This is a genomic window from Mycobacterium sp. NPDC051804, from assembly GCF_044452905.1.
GTDB lineage: Bacteria > Actinomycetota > Actinomycetes > Mycobacteriales > Mycobacteriaceae > Mycobacterium.
In genome coordinates this window covers 403,285-419,052 of record NZ_JBITCD010000003.1, presented here as the reverse complement: position 1 = coordinate 419,052, position 15,768 = coordinate 403,285, and the positions used below count along the sequence as shown (strand labels likewise).

The window sequence follows — 15,768 nt, the reverse complement described above, 5'->3', positions numbered from 1 at the left end:
CAGATCTCCACGCAATCTCCACACATTCTTCATGTATCTCCGGTTCCAGACATTCATGCTGGTCACATGAAGAAACTCACTCGCACCCTGCTCGTGGGTATCAGCGCATTCGTCGCGCTTGGCACCCTCGCCGCCTGCTCGGGCGGCTCATCGAATCAAGCGACCTCCTCGTCGGAGGCGCCGACCACCACCACCGCCACCACTGAAGCCGCGCCGACCGCCTTCCCCCAGTCGGGACGCTACATCGCCGACATGACGGCGCCCGATGGCAAGACGATGACGATCGGCATCTCGGTCGAAGGCGACAAGATCGCTGCCTACGCCTGCAACGGAACCGACGACGAGGCATGGTTCTTCGGCAACCAGACCGACGGCAAAATCGACGTCAAGTCGAGGTTCCGCGACACCCTCAACGCGGAGTTCGACGGCACCAACGTCGAAGGCGATCTGAACATGAACGGCGTGGACTATCAGTTCACTGCGGCTCCGGTGTCCGGGGAAGCAGGCATGTACACCGCGGAACTGGACGGAATACGTGCCTCCTGGGTCGTCCGCGCGGACGGTTCGGCGATTGGCGTGCAATTCGGAACCAGCAGCGTCGGTGACATCACGCAGGCCGAGATTCAGCAGCTCAACGACGCTCAGTTCCGCGCCGAGGTGCGCAACAAGCGCCAGCTGCAGCAGGCGCAGCAGATCACGCGGCTGTCCACCGGCAAGATGAGCTCCAAGATCAACGGCCAGGACGTGACACCGACTCTGGTGAACGGCAGTTTCCGCCTCGGCTGACATCTGAAAGTCGTTGCTACCCAACGGCCCTGCCGGTGTGCCAGATCACATCGGCAGGGCCTATGTCTTTGCATCATGAAGAATCAAAACCTACTGTCCCGAAGGCCGCGTGCGTAGCGTCGACGTACCGTGACTAGTCCTGCCAAGCTGGCGGCGCCGATAGCGCCCGTCCTCGCCGCCAATGCCGGATGGCGGCAGCGCAAGTGGGGATTGATCCGGCTGGCCTCGCCGATCGTGATCGTTGCCTTATGGCAGTTGGGCAGCGCGTTGGGGCTCATACCTCAAGACGTGCTGCCCGCACCCTCGTTGATCGCCGAGGCCGGCATCGAGGTGCTTCAGAACGGACAGTTGACCGATGCGCTGCGGGTCTCGGGTATTCGAGTCGTCGAAGGACTGCTGCTCGGCGGAGTTCTCGGCGTCGCGCTCGGAACCGCCGTCGGACTGTCCCGTTGGTTAGAGGCGACGGTGGATCCACCGATGCAGATGATACGAGCACTGCCACACCTCGGCCTGATACCACTGTTCATTCTGTGGTTCGGCATCGGCGAACTACCAAAGGTGTTGTTGGTGGCACTCGGGGTGAGTTTTCCGCTGTATCTGAACACCTTTTCGGCGATCCGCCAGGTCGATCCAAAGCTCTTCGAGACGGCTCAGGTGCTCGGCTTCTCCTTCTGGCAACGGTTCCGCACCATCATCGTGCCCAGTGCCGCGCCCCAGATACTGGTCGGACTGCGTCAGTCGCTCGCCATCGCATGGTTGACCCTGATCGTCGCCGAACAGATCAACGCCGACAAGGGGATCGGCTTCCTCATCAACAACGCTCGCGACTTTCTGAGGATCGACATCATCATCTTCGGATTGATCGTCTACGCGCTGCTGGGCATCGGCACCGACGCTATCGTCCGCGCCTTGGAAAGACGAGCATTGAGGTACCGCACATGACACTGACGGCATCACGCACCACGCACATCGCCGGCGAACTGCGCGACGTGAACAAGTGGTACGGCGATCACCATGTCCTGAAAAATATTTCGGTGCGAGTCGACACCCGCGAGATCGTCGCGTTGATCGGACGGAGCGGTTCCGGAAAATCAACGGTGCTTCGGGTCCTGGCGGGCCTGTCGACCGATCACACCGGTCATCGCGCCGTTGTCGGCGCGCCCGCGCTGGCGTTCCAGGAGCCCCGGCTGTTTCCTTGGCGCGATGTGCGCACCAATGTGGCGTACGGCCTGACTCGCAGCCGAGTGTCGAAGTCACGGGCACTGGCCCGCGCCGATCGGGCGCTGGCCGACGTCGGCCTGACGAACCGCGCCGGTGCGTGGCCGCTGACACTCTCCGGCGGTCAGGCACAACGTGTCTCGTTGGCGCGGGCACTCATTGCCGAACCCGAGCTACTGCTGCTGGACGAGCCGTTCGGTGCGCTGGACGCCCTGACCCGGTTGAGCATGCGTTCGCTGCTACTCGACCTGTGGCGCGAACACCGCTTCGGCGTGCTACTCGTGACCCACGACGTGGATGAAGCCATCGCTCTCGCCGACCGGGTGGTGGTTCTCGAGGACGGTGAAGTCATCTACACCCTCGAGATCGACGACCCGCGGCAATCCACCAATTCCGAGCTGCATCGCGCCGAGTTGCTCGATCAGCTCGGCGTGCGCAACTGACCTTCGACGACAAGGATCTGCATGCGAAAACTCGCTGTTGCTACTGCACTGCTCGCGGTGCTGCTCGCCGCATGTGTCTCCCGTCAGGACAGCTCGGGCCCCTCCGAAGCGCCGGAAACAGTGGCGCTTTCGCAGTTGTCCGACCTGACACTCAACGTCGGTGATCAGAAAGGCGGCACCGAGGCGCTGCTGCGGGCCGCGGGTGCGCTCGACAACCTGCCGTACAAAATCGCCTTCTCCACGTTCACCTCAGGCCCACCCCAGATCGAGGCGGCCACCGCGGGCAAGATCGACTTCGCGATCACCGGGAACACGCCACCGATCTTCGGCGCGGCATCCAACGCGAAGGTGAAGATCGTATCCGCCTATGACGGTGGGGGATTCGGCGATCAGATTCTGGTGCATGCCGACTCGCCGATCCAGTCGGTCAGTGAGCTGCGGGGTAAGAAAATCGCGGTCGCCAAGGGCAGCTCCGCGCACGGCCACACACTGGTTCAGCTCGAACGCGCAGGTGTGACGCCGGCAGATGTGGAGCTGGTCTTCCTCCAGCCCGCCGACGCGCTGTCGGCGTTCACACAACGTCGCGTCGACGTGTGGGCGGTGTGGGATCCGTACACGGCTCAGGCCGAAACCGATTTCGCGGTGCGCAGCATCGCTCGGGCCACCGGAATCACCAACGGCGCAGGCTTCGGAGTGGCTTCCGACACCGCGCTGGCCGATCCGAAACGCAATACCGCGCTGAGCGACTTGCTGGTTCGTTACGCGAAGGCGGTCCGGTGGGCCCACGACAATCGGGACCAGTGGGTGAAGGCCTATGGCAAGGAGGTCGGCCTCGCACCTGAGGTCGCCGCGCTGGCCCAGGGCCGCAGCCTGCGGCTGCCGACCGATCTGTCCGACCAACTCGTCGCGTCCGAGCAAGAGCTGGCTGATTTGTTCGCCAAATCGGACCAGATCAGCGAGGCGCCGGTGTTCTCCCGCTGGGTCGACCGACGCTACAGCGACGTGCTGGCACCTCTCTACATCAATCGCGACTAGGAGTAACCATGTCGACACAGTCCGAATCCTTCACCGGCACACCGCAAGCCGATTTGGCTTCGCCTGCGAAGTTCTTCTGGTTCCTGCCCACCAACGGGGACAGCAGATCCATCATCGGCGCATCGCACGCCTCGTCGCACCACACGGTGCCCGCCAACTACCGCGCGCCCTCGCGCAGGTACCTCGCCGAGGTGGCCCGCGCCGCGGACCGTCTCGGGTACGAAGGTGTGCTGACCCCGACCGGAACCTGGTGCGAGGACGCGTGGTTGACGGCTTCGGCTCTGCTCGCCGAAACCGAACGGCTCAAATTCCTCGTCGCATTCCGGCCCGGGCTGGTTCCTCCGACGCTGGCCGCGCAGCAGACCGCGACCCTTCAGCGGTTCTCCGAGGGCCGGGTGCTGCTCAACATCGTCAGCGGCGGCGACGACGTCGAGCAGCGCCGCTTCGGCGACTGGCTGGGACACGACGAACGGTATGCCCGCACCGGCGAGTTCCTGCACATCGTCAATACCCTGTGGCGTCAGGAATCACTCGATTTCGAGGGGAAGCACTACACGGTCAAGGATGCACGGGTGTCGAGTGCGCCGGATCCATTGCCGCAGATCTACTTTGGCGGCTCGTCGCCGGCGGCGCTTCCGATCGCAGCCGAGTATGTCGACGTCTACCTGACGTGGGGTGAGCCGCCACTGGCCGCGGCGGCCAAGATCGAGCAGGTACGCAAGCTCGCCGAAGCGCGAGGCCGCAAGGTGCGCTTCGGCATCCGCCTGCACACCATCAGCCGCGACACCTCTGCGGCGGCGTGGGGTGTGGCCGACGAACTGCTCGCCGAGCTCAGTCCCGAGCAGATCGCCAAACAGACTGAGCTGCACGCTAAATCGGAGTCCGAAGGCCAGCGCCGGATGACTGCGCTACACGGCGGCCGGGTCGACAACCTGGAGATCTACCCGAACCTGTGGGCCGGCGTCGGCCTGGTTCGCGGCGGAGCGGGCACGGCGCTGGTCGGTAGCCACGAAGAGGTCGCGAATCTCATCTACGAGTACCACTCGGTCGGCTTCGACGAGTTCATCCTTTCCGGGTATCCGCACTTGGAGGAGGCCTACTGGTTCGCCGAGGGCGTCCTGCCGCTGTTGAAGAACAAGGGCGTCGCCTGAGTGCGCTCCTCGGGTAGCCAGCTTTTGCCTCCGCCGCATTAGTTAGGTAAACCTGACTCGTGGACGAATGGTTCGAGCGCAGCCCGTTCGTCGGCTTCGCGCCGTGGATCGTCTACTGGGTCGTCGCTGACGGCCCCAGCACCTGGATGTTCGGTGCGATCTGCGCGGTGATCTCGGCGCTGTTCCTCGGCATCTCCGCGGGCAGGGGCGGGGCGAGGTTACTCGACGTGGTCACTGTGGTGTTCTTTGTCGGAGTCACCACCGCGGGCATGATCGTCGGCGCCCAGGACCGGGACTGGATGGACAGATACGCGACGACACTGTCCGGGGGAGTCCTCGCGTTGATGGCTCTCGGCTCACTGGCTTTCGTTCCCTTCACGCAGCAGTACGCGCCGCCGTTGGCGCCCCGCCACGAGTGGGAGAAAGTGGCGTTCCGGAGGACCAATCAGGTGCTCACGCTGATGTGGGCTCTGGTGTTCGCGCTCATCGCGGTGCTGGGATATGTCGCGCTGGCGGCGCCCTCGACCGTCAGCTGGACCAAGGCCGTCATCCCGGTGGTCGTAATCATTGGCGCCATCGGCATGACCCAGATCTATCCGGACCGGGCACGAGCCAAAGCCGACCCTGGGAGCTAAAAGCTCTTGGTCAGCAGCTGAACCGCTCGCCGATTTGGGGAGGAGCGGTGGCCGGCTGGAGGCAACCGAACGGCTCGATGCCTGCATCGCTGAACCGGACCGCCGTGTCGTGCGCGCGGTTGGCGCAGTACAGACCGATGGTGTCGACGCGGCACTGGTAGTCACCGAAGCCCAGCGCCCGACCGTACGGCAGTTCCGGTCCGGTGCCGGCGGCGAACCGGCCCGGGTCGCCCCGCACGGATCCGACGTCGACACTCTGACCGTCGAAGTCGACCCAACCGCCCTTCCACTCGCCGTATGCGTTCTCCGGCCGCGGCGGCGGGTTCGTGAGGTCGACCAGACATGCCAGTGCACCGCCTGCGTACTTGGAGTCGGTCATGCAGTTGGTCTTGCCCGACGGTGTGATGAACGCGACGTCCTCTCCGAGGTTCGTCGTCACCCCGTCACGCGTCGCCGCGTGATATTCCGCGGCATCGACCGTGTCACCCGCCTCGATCCAGGCGATGACGGCGGCGACCGGCGCGCCGGGGTCCGGCGGTTTGGTCGGTGTTGCCGTGGTCGACGGGGTGGTGGTCGACGACGCCTTGCTGGTGTTCGGCGGTATCGGAGTGATTCGTTCGGCCCCGCCATCGGTCGAGGATGAACACCCTGCCAGCAGTATCAAGATCGCGATCAGCCCAGCCACTCGCATACCGGCCAGGCTAGCGGGCCGACTCGCCGATCCCGTCCAGGCGCGGCGGCGCGCAGCATTCGCTAACGTCGGGTAATGCACGAGCACACGGTCCGCGCGACCATCGCCTCCGGCACCGTTGAGGGCTTCACCCGCGACGGGGTGAATCGCTGGCGTGCGATTCCATACGCCAGCCCACCCGTGGGTCCGCTGCGCTTGCGCGCGCCACAACCCGTCCAGGCGTGGCCGGGCGTGCGGTATTGCCACGGGGTCGGCTACTGCGCACCCCAGCAGCGCATGTACACACTCCTCGCGCCGGGCAAGTACCAACCGATGAGTGAGGACTGCCTGACGCTCAATGTGGTGGCGCCGAAAAGGCCATCGGCCGGGCCACTGCCGGTGATGGTGTTCATTCACGGCGGCGGCTACTTCATGGGCAGCTCGGCGACACCGATCTACGACGGTGCGGCCTTGGCGCGCCAGGGCTGCGTTTACGTGTCGGTGAACTACAGGCTGGGACCGCTGGGATGTCTTGATCTGTCGTCATTGTCCAACGGCGCTCACGCCTTCGATGACAATCTCTACCTGCGTGATCTGGTGATGGCGCTGCGCTGGGTACGCGAGAACATCGCGGTCTTCGGCGGCGACCCGGAGAAAGTGACGATTTTCGGCGAGAGTGCCGGTGCCCACGCAGTGGCGACATTGCTGGCCGTTCCCGCCGCTAAAGGCCTTTTTGCGCAGGCGATTTCCGAGAGCCCGGCCGCCGGAATGGTGCGCACGCCGGACATTGCGGCCGACTACGCCGCCAAATTCGCCGAGCTGGTCGACCCGAACGAACCAAATGGGGCGGCAGCCGTGATGGCGGCTCGACCGACGGAGCTGGTCTCTGCCTTCGAACGGCTCATCGTGACGGGCCAGCGCGAGATGCTCGGCGCATTCGCGGCAGGACCCACCAGCGGCACCGAATACCTGCCACTGGATCCGGTCGACGCGATGCGCGAAGGGCACGCCCATCGGGTGCCACTCATCGTGGGCACCAACGCTGATGAGGCCCGTCTGTTCGGTCGGTTCCTCAAGCTGCTGCCGATGACAGAACCCATGATCGAGCGGCTGCTCTCGGGAGCGGAACCCGCTGAGCGTGAACGCATTACCTCGGCTTACCCCGGATATCCGGACTCGGCGGCGTGTATCCAATTCGGCGGGGACTTCGCATTCGGATCCGCCGCCTGGCAGATCGCCGAGGCCCACAGCAGGCACGCCCCGACCTACCTGTACCGCTATGACTATGCGCCACGCACATTGCGGTGGTCGGGCCTTGGCGCCACGCACGCGACAGAGTTGCTTGCGGTGTTCGACGTTTACCGAACAACTTTCGGAAAACTGCTCACCGCCGCCGCGGATCGCAAGACGGCGCTGCGCGTCAGCGATGACGTGCAGGCGCGGTGGCGCGCGTTCGCCCAGACCGGGGTGCCCGGCGCCGACTGGCCCGAGTACGCGGACCCGCAGCGGGCGGTCCGGGTTTTCGACAGCCGACCGCGGGTCGAATTGGATCCGCACGCCGACCGCCGCCAGGCGTGGGAGGGCTTCACACTGGCGGGCCGCTGAATCCGTTGCCGTGCCGGAAATGGCTGCGCATCCAACCGCGGATGTGGTTGCGTGACTCCGTGGCTTACCCCCTGGATCCGCTTAGCGGCGACGAGTTCACGGCGGTCGCGTCAATCCTGCAACGAGAGCATGGTGTCGGTGCCGGAGCCGGAGGGTCGGCGACATCCGACCTGGGCTGGCGGTACGCGTCCATCGAATCGATCGAACCCAGCAAGGCCGAACTGCGCGAGTTCGACGGCGGGGGAGCGCGTCCGCCCCGACGCGCGCGGGTGACCTGTTTCGACCGTGCGGCCAATGCGACGTACAAGAGCACGGTGTCGCTGACCGACGACCGGGTGGAGTCGTTCGAACACATTCCCGGGGTACAGGCCAACTTCACTGTCGACGAGTTCGCCGAATGTGACCGACTGCTACGCTCGCACCCCGACGTCGCGGCCGCGTTGAACAAGCGCGGCATCATGGACATCGACCTCGTCTTCTTCGACACGTGGACTTATGGCAATGCGGTCGCGCCTCCTGAGTACCGTGACCGGCGGATCGGCTGGTCGGACACCTGGCTGAGGGATTCGGCGGGCGGAAGCCCCTATGCGAATCTGGTGAGCGGACTGCACTGCGTCATCGACCTCAACGCCATGGAGTTGCTGCGCGTCGAAGACACCGGTGGTGTCGAGAAACCCGACGTGATGGGCGAATACGTGCCGAGCATGATCCCCGAGTCGGTGCGCTCGGCGTCGCGCAGAGAGCCGCTGAAGCCGCTGCACATCGAGCAGCCCGATGGGCCCTCGTTCACCCTCGACGGCAACCTGCTGCAATGGCAGAACTGGTCGCTTCGGGTCGGCTTCAACCACCGCGAGGGGATGACGCTTCACACTGTCAAGTACCGCGACGGTGATCGGGAACGCTCTGTGGCACACCGGATATCGCTTGCCGAGATGATCGTGCCCTACCGCGACTCTTCGGTGGACCACTACCGGCGCACCGCCTTCGACATCGGCGAGTGGGGTCTCGGGTTCATGACCACATCGCTGGAGCTGGGCTGCGATTGCCTCGGCGAGATCCGCTACCTCGATGCGGTGCTGCACAACAGCAGGGGCGAGCCGTACACCATCACGAACGCCATCTGCATCCACGAAGAAGACAACGCCGTGCTGTGGAAGCACGTCGATCACACCGTCGGCGCAGAGGTGCGCCGGATGCGCAGGCTCACAGTGTCGTCGCACGTGACCGTTGCCAACTACGAGTACCTGATCTACTGGCGGTTCTACCAGGACGGCAACATCGAGTGCGAGATCCGGGCCACCGGAATCATGGTTACCACGCCGGTGGCGGCCGGGCAGCCGCACCCTAACGGCACCTTGGTCGACGAGCGCACTTATGCGCCGTACCACCAGCATTTCCTGGTGGCCCGGCTAGACATGGACATCGACGGCACCGACAACACCGTCTGCATGACCGAATCGCATGCCGAACCGATGGGGCCGGACAATCCCTACGGCCTGTCGCTGGTGACGCGGACCTTTCCGTTGCGCACCGAGAGCCAGGGCAAGCAAGACGTCAACTTTGCGACCCAGCGCACCTGGAAGATCGTCAACCCCAACGTCGTCAATGGGATCGGTACGAATCCGTCGTACAAGCTGGTGCCCAGCGGGGCTATCCCGCCGATGTTCGATCCCGACTCCCCGGTGATCGAGCGGGCCAGCGTCATCGGCCATACTCTGTGGGTGACTCCGAACCATCCCGACGAACGTTGGCCTGCTGGCGAATTCGTCAATCAGTCCTCGACGGATACCGGCCTGGCGAAATGGACGCTGGCCAACCGATCGATCGACAACACCGACGTGGTGATGTGGTACGTGTTCGGTATCCACCACATCACCCGGCCGGAGGACTGGCCGGTGATGCCCGTCGACATCGTGTCGTTCTGGCTCAAACCGTTCGGATTCTTCGACCGCAACCCGTCCCTCGATGTCGTCGGAACGCCGCCCGACATGTGCCACACCGCCTCGACCAGTGCGCACCACTGACGTCATGGAGCGGCCGTCGGATCTGACGGCCGCCTGGTTGACCGCCGCACTCGGCATCGCCGTCACGGACTTCACGTTCGATCGCATCGGCACCGGGCAGATGAGCGAGTGCTATCGCGTCGAGCTGACTTCAGCCGACGCCGGGCCATCGTCGGTCGTGCTGAAGGTGGCGGCGACCGACCCGGCGAGCCGGCAGACCGGTCTGGCACTGGGGCTTTACGAGCGCGAGGTGCGCTTCTACACCGACATCGCGCCCAGCCTCGGCGGCGGCCCGGTCGCGGCGTGCTATTCGGCTGGCTTCGATCCTGAGACCGGCGCCTTCCATCTCCTACTCAGCGATGCCGCGCCGGCGGTCGTCGGCGACGAACTACGCGGTGCGACAACCGAACAGGCCATGCTGGCGCTGGCAGAGCTGGCCCGGCTACACGCACCCGCGTTCGGTGACGCCTCGATGGCACAGGCCGATTGGCTCAACCGCGATGCGCCGATGAACCAGGGGTTGATCGCGACGCTGTACGCCGGATTCGTCGACCGCTATGGCGATCAGATCGCGCCCGAGCATCGTGCGGTCTGTGAGCGCCTTGTCGGCAGCTTCGATGCGTACCTGGAGGCCGAGGGTACCGCCGACCGGCTAATGGGCCTGGTCCACGGCGACTACCGGCTGGACAACATGCTCTTCGGTCAGCCCGAGGCGGAACGGCCGCTGACGGTCGTGGATTGGCAGACCGTCACTTGGGGCCCGGCCATGACCGACGTCGCGTATTTCCTCGGGTGCGCGCTGCCGAGCGATCTCCGTCGCGAGAACTATGACGCGCTGCTGCGGGCGTATCACGACGCTTTGGGTGCCGACACCCGAGTCAGCCTCGACGAGGTCCGCGACGGCGTGCGGCGGCAGAGTTTCTTCGGGGTGATGATGGCGATCGTGAGCTCCATGCTCGTAGCGCAGACCGACCGCGGTGACGAGATGTTCATGACCATGCTTTCACGCCACGGCGATCACGTCCTCGACACCGGGGCGCTGGACACTTTACCGGAACCTGTTGCGGCGCAACCGCTCACACCTGATCCGGCCGATGAGGAAGCACACACCGCTGGCGATGAGCCGCTGTGGAGCGAGAGCTGGTACTTCGACTTCGCCGACCCACAGCAGGGTATCGGCGGCTGGGTTCGACTGGGCCTGATGCCCAACGAGAACACCACCTGGGTCAACGCACTGCTGTGCGGGCCTGAGATTCCGACGGTGGCGCTGCTCGATTTCGAGAACACCGGCGCCATCGAACTCACCCTGGATGCGACTGACCCGCTGCAGATCTACACGGTGACGGTACGGGGGAGCGGGCAGGCATACGACGACCCGTCCGCGCTTCTGCACGGTCGGCCGGGCAGGCCGGTCGAAGCCACGATGGAGTTGGTCTGGACGACGGTGGGGGTGCCGTATCAGTACCGCATCACACCGAGATACGAGATCCCTTGCACCGTGTCGGGCACGGTCACCGTCGACGGCCGCGAGTACGCGCTCAACACTGTTCCGGGCCAACGCGATCACTCGTGGGGAGTGCGCGACTGGTGGTCGATGGACTGGGTGTGGAGCGCGCTGCATCTCGATGACGGCACCCACGCCCACGGTGTCGATATCCGCATCCCGGGCGCCCCGCCCATCGGTATCGGGTACACCCAACGGCAGGGCGACGCGCTGGTCGAACTACAGGGCGTCAGCGCGGAGGCGACATTTGCGGACAACGACCTGCCTGCGACGACCACGATCGCGTACAACCCGGGCGATCTCGTCGCGACTATCGACATCCGTGGGCACGCGCCGGTCCTGTTGACGTCACCTGACGGACGGATCAGTCACTTCCCGCGCGCCTGGGCGACGGTCACCACAGCCGACGGTCGCACCGGTGTCGGCTGGGTGGAATGGAACCGCAACCTGCCACCGAACTAACTCACTAGCGCGAGCGTGCGTGTCTGCGGCCGACACGCCGTGTCCTCGCACCATTTCTCGCACTCTCGCGGCAGGCTGAGACTCGTGATGGTGCTGAAATCGGTCGTCTTGTTCGTACTGGCCGCGCTGCTGGAGATCGGTGGCGCATGGCTCGTGTGGCAAGGGGTGCGTGAGCATCGCGGGCTGGCGTGGATCGGTGCCGGTGTCATTGCGCTGGGCGCCTACGGGTTCGTCGCGGCATTTCAACCGGACCCCCATTTCGGGCGGGTGCTGGCGGCATACGGTGGTGTCTTCATCGCCGGTTCGCTGCTGTGGGGCATGGTCGCCGACGGCTTCCGTCCCGATCGCTGGGACGTGACGGGTGCCGTCGTTGCCCTAGTCGGCGTCGGCCTCATCATGTACGCGCCGCGCTGAAGCGCTCTGCGAGCGGCGCGAGCGTGCGCAAAATGCGATTGCTCACCGGCGTGTTGACCGCAAACACGCACGGTCGCGCCAAAGGGGTCAGCCCAGGCCGGCGCTGTCGTCGTCGAGGTCGTCTCGGCTCAGGCCCATCGGGGTCGCAGCGGGTACATCGCCGCCGGCGACCACCTTTCGGGTGATGGGCGTCAGGCCGCGGAAGAGAGTCTCGACCTCGTCATCGTCGAGCGCGTCGAGCGCACCGAGCGCCAGTTCGTCCGTGGTGTCCTCGATGCGCTTTTTGAGTTCGTGCCCGTCTTCGGTGAGCTCGTCGTGCTCGTCGAGCAGGCCGCGTCGGATCAGCCGGTCGCGATAGTGGGCCCACTGATCGTCGTCGTAGTCCCGGCTGCGCATGATCATTTCCTTGGGCACCCGGCCCGCCACCGAGTGCAGGACGTTGCATTCGCGACCGGAGACACCGAGCGACGTCAATATCGCAACGTGCCCGTCGCCGCGCTGTTCGCGCAGCAGCGTGACCGCATGCCACAGCTTGGCCAGCGGTTCTTCAGGCCATTCCAGTGCCAGGTTCGCCGCGAACAGCGGGCGACCGTCGGAGGAAGCGCTTCGCGCAGCCTTGGCAGCTAGGTCGGCGACCGTGCCCAGGTCGTCGTCGGTGCCGACGCCGTAGCGGCGCAGCGCGTCGACCGCTGATTGCTCACGCACTCGCAGCGCATCGGCCGGCGGCGCGACCTCCCAGGCCGCGGGCAACGCCTTCGCCACACGTTGCGGGGCGAAGTTGTAGAAGGCTGCGGTCACCACTTCGGTCGGCACCACGCCGAACGGCGCGGAACGGGCGGCGAAGTACCCCATCCAGAAGCCCCGGTATCCGAGCCCGTCGAGGGCGGCGCGGACGTCCGGCGCGAAGTAGGTCACGGCATGTACCGGTTCGAGTCGATCGAAGAAGCGCCGCGCGAGTCTGGGGTTCCTAGCCATGTCCCCAGTTAACCACTAGCCCTTAAGTTGTTCCGACGGCGAAAACTCTTCGGTCACAGCGGATGCCGCCTCGTCGATGATCGCGCGCATGGCCCGTTCGGCGGCCGCCTCGTCGCGCAGCCTGATCGCGCGCGCAACCTCGTCGTGCAACTCGATAGCCGCCGGGTTGGGGATCTCGGGCATCATGCCGTGGTGCGTGCGGCCAGTGAGCACCTCGGCGACCACGCCGTTCAGCGCGCGGAACATCTCGTTGCCGCTGGCCTCCAACATCGTCTGATGAAAAATCTTGTCGGCCAACAGGTATGCATCGAGATCGCCGGACCGTCCGTGCACCACCATGTCGGACACCGCGGCCGCCATGATCCGGCACTGATGGGGATCGGCTCGCCGCGCGGCGAGCGCTGCCGCGGCGGGCTCAAAGCCTCGTCTGAGCTCCGAAAGAGACAATAGCTGTGCGGTCCGGTCACCCGACTCGAGACGCCATCGAATCAGCCTGGGGTCGAAGACGTTCCACTTGTTCGCGGGTTGAATCGTGAGGCCTACGCGACGCCGGGACTCGAGCATGCCCATCGATTCCAGTACGCGGACGGCTTCGCGCACGACGCTGCGTGAGACACCATGCTGCGCGCTTACGCCGTCGAGCGTGATGACCTGGCCCGCCGGGTATTGCCCGGACACGATCGCAGTGCCCAGAGCGGTTAGCAGATTGCCGTGCAGAGCACCGACGTTTGGTTGGTACGCCACTTATACATCTTGTCATAGACTTTGCTGGCGTTACTTAAAACATATGATTCAGATAGATACTTGTAATCGTATGATTATTGAGGCATGCTGTGTGACGTCAAGCACAACAGGGTAGGTGGAGTAGATGGCGTCACCAGTCGTCGCAATGGGCGTCTCGGGTTCAGGCAAGTCCACGGTCGGCGCGGCGCTGGCCCAGCGCCTCAGGGTGCCCTTCGCCGACGCCGACGACTTTCATCCGCCGGCCAACATCGCGAAGATGACCGCGGGCGAGCCGCTGAATGACGATGACCGGTATCCGTGGCTGGAAGCCATCGGGGAGTGGCTGGCCGAGCGCTGTGCCGACGGCGGCGTGATGAGTTGTTCGGCCCTCAAGCACAAGTACCGCGACCTGCTCCGTCGCCATTGCCCGGACGTCGAGTTCCTCCACCTCAGCGGCACGCCCGAGGTGATCGCGAAACGACAGGCCAGCCGCCCCGGCCACTTCATGCCCGCCTCGTTGCTGGCCTCACAGTTCGAAACGCTCGAGCCGCTCGGCGATGACGAGCGCGGCCTCGTCATCGATGTCGACCAGAGCATCGATTCCATCATCGATATTTACGTCGCCCAAATCGATTCGCGCGCAACCGAACAGGAGAACTGATGAATACCGCCATCACCATGTTGGCGGCCGACGCCGAGTTGGCTGAACCCGTCGCCGCCGGATGGCAATTGATCGTTGCGGCCCTGGCCGGTATCGCGGTCATCGTCGTGCTGATCACCATCGCGAAGCTGCACCCGTTCCTCGCGCTCATCTTCGGTGCCGTCACCGTCGGCATCGTCGCGCAAGGATGGACCAATCTTGCGGATGTATTCGACTCCTTCGCAGACGGATTCGGTACCACCGCGGCAGGCGTGGGCATCCTGATCGCACTGGGCGCGATGTTCGCGAAGCTGCTCGCCGATTCCGGCGGAGCCGATGAGATCGTCGACACCATTGTCGGCCACGCCTCACCACGCGCGTTGCCATGGGCGATGGCGCTCGTCGGCTCGATCATCGGGTTGCCGATGTTCTTCGAGATCGGTCTCGTGCTGTTGATGCCCGTCATCTATCTGGTGGCCAAGCGGTCTCAGCTGTCGCTGGTCACCGTTGGAATCCCGGCCCTGGCCGGCCTTTCGGCGATGCACGGGCTGGTCCCGCCGCACCCGGGACCGTTGACGGCAATCGACCTGCTCGGTGCTGATCTCGGTATCACGCTGGCATTGGGTGTGGCAGTAGCCATTCCGACGATCATCGTGGCCGGCCCGCTGTTCGGCCGGTTGGCGGGCAAGTGGGTGGTACTCGACGTGCCTGACCGCTTCGACGCCGACGACTTCTCCGGCAATGGCGGCCCCGGACCGAGAGCAACCAACGAAACCGACGGCGGCGCGGGGACTGCGACCGAGACGGCGACGCGTACACGGCAGCGGCCGAGTTTCGGCATGACGATGTTCTCGGTGCTCCTGCCGGTCGCGCTGATGATGGGCAAGGCGCTGGTCGATATCTTCATCGATGACGAGACCAATCTTGTGCGCCAGACCTTCGACATCCTGGGCCGCCCGCTCGTGGCGCTTCTGATCGCAGTCATCGTCGGCATCTTCACGTTGGGTCGCGGCGCGGCGATGACGCGCGATCAGATCGTCAAGTGCATCGACTCATCGTTGCCGCCGGTGGCGGGCATCATCCTGATCGTTGCCGCCGGTGGCGGATTCAAGCAGGTGCTGGTCGACACCGGCATCGGCACCATGCTCGCGGACTGGGCGAAGACGACTGGGGTCTCGACCATTCTGCTGGCCTGGGTGCTGGCGGTATTGATCCGTCTCGCAACGGGTTCCGCGACAGTCGCGACAATCACCGCATCGTCGCTGATGCTTGGCCTGGTCGAAGGCATGAGCACAGGCCAGGTGTCGCTGATCGTGCTCGCGGTCGGCGCCGGATCGCTGTTCTTCTCCCATGTGAACGACGCCGGGTTCTGGTTGGTGAAGGAATACTTCGGGATGAGCGTCGGTCAGACCATCAAGTCGTGGTCGATCATGGAAACGGTGCTCTCGGTCGTCGGCCTCGTGCTGGTGCTGCTGCTCGGGATCTTTATATGACCCGAGCGGGC

Annotated in this window: 15 protein-coding genes; 12 read left to right on the top strand and 3 right to left on the bottom strand. The window is 64.9% G+C overall.

Annotated elements, in window-relative coordinates:
• Window positions 1–66 precede the first annotated feature (66 nt).
• The 6 genes from ACIA48_RS13080 (at window position 67) to ACIA48_RS13055 (ending at window position 5,268) form a co-directional block, all read left to right on the top strand.
• A complete protein-coding gene (locus ACIA48_RS13080; protein ID WP_396731627.1) occupies window positions 67–786 on the top strand; it encodes a hypothetical protein in 720 nt (239 codons plus the stop codon).
• A gap of 210 nt (window positions 787–996) precedes the next feature.
• The gene (locus ACIA48_RS13075) at window positions 997–1,728 is read left to right on the top strand and encodes an ABC transporter permease (protein WP_396732791.1); all 732 of its coding nucleotides are present in this window, start codon (window positions 997–999) and stop codon (window positions 1,726–1,728) included.
• Window positions 1,725–2,447, top strand: a complete 723-nt coding sequence (locus tag ACIA48_RS13070) for an ABC transporter ATP-binding protein (protein ID WP_396731625.1) — start codon at window positions 1,725–1,727, stop codon at window positions 2,445–2,447. The genes ACIA48_RS13075 and ACIA48_RS13070 overlap by 4 nt, the downstream gene beginning before the upstream one ends.
• Before the next feature lie 21 nt (window positions 2,448–2,468).
• Window positions 2,469–3,482: an ABC transporter substrate-binding protein gene (locus tag ACIA48_RS13065; protein ID WP_396731623.1), complete on the top strand. Its 1,014-nt coding sequence runs from the start codon at window positions 2,469–2,471 to the stop codon at window positions 3,480–3,482.
• An 8-nt stretch (window positions 3,483–3,490) separates the two neighbouring features.
• Window positions 3,491–4,633 carry an LLM class flavin-dependent oxidoreductase gene (locus tag ACIA48_RS13060; protein WP_396731620.1) on the top strand — a complete coding sequence of 381 codons (1,143 nt, stop codon included), beginning with the start codon at window positions 3,491–3,493 and terminating at the stop codon, window positions 4,631–4,633.
• 59 nt (window positions 4,634–4,692) lie between these two features.
• On the top strand, window positions 4,693–5,268 hold the full coding sequence (locus ACIA48_RS13055; protein WP_396731618.1) for a hypothetical protein: 576 nt from the start codon (window positions 4,693–4,695) through the stop codon (window positions 5,266–5,268).
• A gap of 10 nt (window positions 5,269–5,278) precedes the next feature.
• On the opposite strand, the gene ACIA48_RS13050 is transcribed toward ACIA48_RS13055, so the two are convergent.
• Window positions 5,279–5,959 carry a hypothetical protein gene (locus ACIA48_RS13050; protein WP_396731615.1) on the bottom strand — a complete coding sequence of 227 codons (681 nt, stop codon included), beginning with the start codon at window positions 5,957–5,959 and terminating at the stop codon, window positions 5,279–5,281.
• Window positions 5,960–6,034: 75 nt separating this feature from the next.
• On the opposite strand from ACIA48_RS13050, the gene ACIA48_RS13045 reads away from it, so the two are divergent.
• The 4 genes from ACIA48_RS13045 to ACIA48_RS13030 all read left to right on the top strand — a co-directional run bounded on the left by ACIA48_RS13045 (window position 6,035) and on the right by ACIA48_RS13030 (window position 11,926).
• Window positions 6,035–7,543 carry a carboxylesterase/lipase family protein gene (locus ACIA48_RS13045; protein WP_396731613.1) on the top strand — a complete coding sequence of 503 codons (1,509 nt, stop codon included), beginning with the start codon at window positions 6,035–6,037 and terminating at the stop codon, window positions 7,541–7,543.
• Between the two features lie 41 nt (window positions 7,544–7,584).
• Complete coding sequence (locus ACIA48_RS13040) at window positions 7,585–9,567, top strand: primary-amine oxidase (protein ID WP_396731611.1); 1,983 nt, start codon at window positions 7,585–7,587, stop codon at window positions 9,565–9,567.
• Window positions 9,509–11,512 (top strand): phosphotransferase, encoded by a 2,004-nt coding sequence (locus ACIA48_RS13035; RefSeq protein ID WP_396731609.1) that lies wholly within the window; start codon window positions 9,509–9,511, stop codon window positions 11,510–11,512. Before ACIA48_RS13040 ends, ACIA48_RS13035 begins: the two co-directional genes overlap by 59 nt.
• 87 nt (window positions 11,513–11,599) lie before the next feature.
• Entirely contained in the window at window positions 11,600–11,926 is a 327-nt protein-coding gene (locus tag ACIA48_RS13030; protein ID WP_396732788.1) for a YnfA family protein, read from the top strand.
• Window positions 11,927–12,013: 87 nt separating this feature from the next.
• On the opposite strand, the gene ACIA48_RS13025 is transcribed toward ACIA48_RS13030, so the two are convergent.
• Both ACIA48_RS13025 and ACIA48_RS13020 read right to left on the bottom strand, forming a co-directional pair.
• On the bottom strand, window positions 12,014–12,901 hold the full coding sequence (locus ACIA48_RS13025; protein ID WP_396731606.1) for a hypothetical protein: 888 nt from the start codon (window positions 12,899–12,901) through the stop codon (window positions 12,014–12,016).
• Window positions 12,902–12,916: 15 nt separating this feature from the next.
• Complete coding sequence (locus ACIA48_RS13020) at window positions 12,917–13,645, bottom strand: FadR/GntR family transcriptional regulator (RefSeq protein ID WP_396731603.1); 729 nt, start codon at window positions 13,643–13,645, stop codon at window positions 12,917–12,919.
• A 124-nt stretch (window positions 13,646–13,769) separates the two neighbouring features.
• Here ACIA48_RS13020 and ACIA48_RS13015 point away from each other — a divergent pair, with 124 nt between their 5' ends.
• Entirely contained in the window at window positions 13,770–14,285 is a 516-nt protein-coding gene (locus tag ACIA48_RS13015) for a gluconokinase (protein ID WP_396731600.1), read from the top strand.
• Complete coding sequence (locus tag ACIA48_RS13010; RefSeq protein ID WP_396731597.1) at window positions 14,285–15,757, top strand: GntP family permease; 1,473 nt, start codon at window positions 14,285–14,287, stop codon at window positions 15,755–15,757. Before ACIA48_RS13015 ends, ACIA48_RS13010 begins: the two co-directional genes overlap by 1 nt.
• Window positions 15,758–15,768 lie beyond the last annotated feature (11 nt).

Bases quoted from the DNA above. Each gene is read 5' to 3' on its own strand.
- ACIA48_RS13010 (WP_396731597.1), top strand. From the start codon at position 14,285: ATGAATACCGCCATCACCATGTTGGCGGCCGACGCCGAGTTGGCTGAA.
- ACIA48_RS13060 (WP_396731620.1), top strand. From the start codon at position 3,491: ATGTCGACACAGTCCGAATCCTTCACCGGCACACCGCAAGCCGATTTG.
- ACIA48_RS13050 (WP_396731615.1), bottom strand. From the start codon at position 5,959: ATGCGAGTGGCTGGGCTGATCGCGATCTTGATACTGCTGGCAGGGTGT.
- ACIA48_RS13065 (WP_396731623.1), top strand. From the start codon at position 2,469: ATGCGAAAACTCGCTGTTGCTACTGCACTGCTCGCGGTGCTGCTCGCC.
- ACIA48_RS13015 (WP_396731600.1), top strand. From the start codon at position 13,770: ATGGCGTCACCAGTCGTCGCAATGGGCGTCTCGGGTTCAGGCAAGTCC.
- ACIA48_RS13025 (WP_396731606.1), bottom strand. From the start codon at position 12,901: ATGGCTAGGAACCCCAGACTCGCGCGGCGCTTCTTCGATCGACTCGAA.
- ACIA48_RS13030 (WP_396732788.1), top strand. From the start codon at position 11,600: ATGGTGCTGAAATCGGTCGTCTTGTTCGTACTGGCCGCGCTGCTGGAG.
- ACIA48_RS13040 (WP_396731611.1), top strand. From the start codon at position 7,585: ATGTGGTTGCGTGACTCCGTGGCTTACCCCCTGGATCCGCTTAGCGGC.
- ACIA48_RS13035 (WP_396731609.1), top strand. From the start codon at position 9,509: ATGTCGTCGGAACGCCGCCCGACATGTGCCACACCGCCTCGACCAGTG.
- ACIA48_RS13080 (WP_396731627.1), top strand. From the start codon at position 67: ATGAAGAAACTCACTCGCACCCTGCTCGTGGGTATCAGCGCATTCGTC.
- ACIA48_RS13070 (WP_396731625.1), top strand. From the start codon at position 1,725: ATGACACTGACGGCATCACGCACCACGCACATCGCCGGCGAACTGCGC.
- ACIA48_RS13045 (WP_396731613.1), top strand. From the start codon at position 6,035: ATGCACGAGCACACGGTCCGCGCGACCATCGCCTCCGGCACCGTTGAG.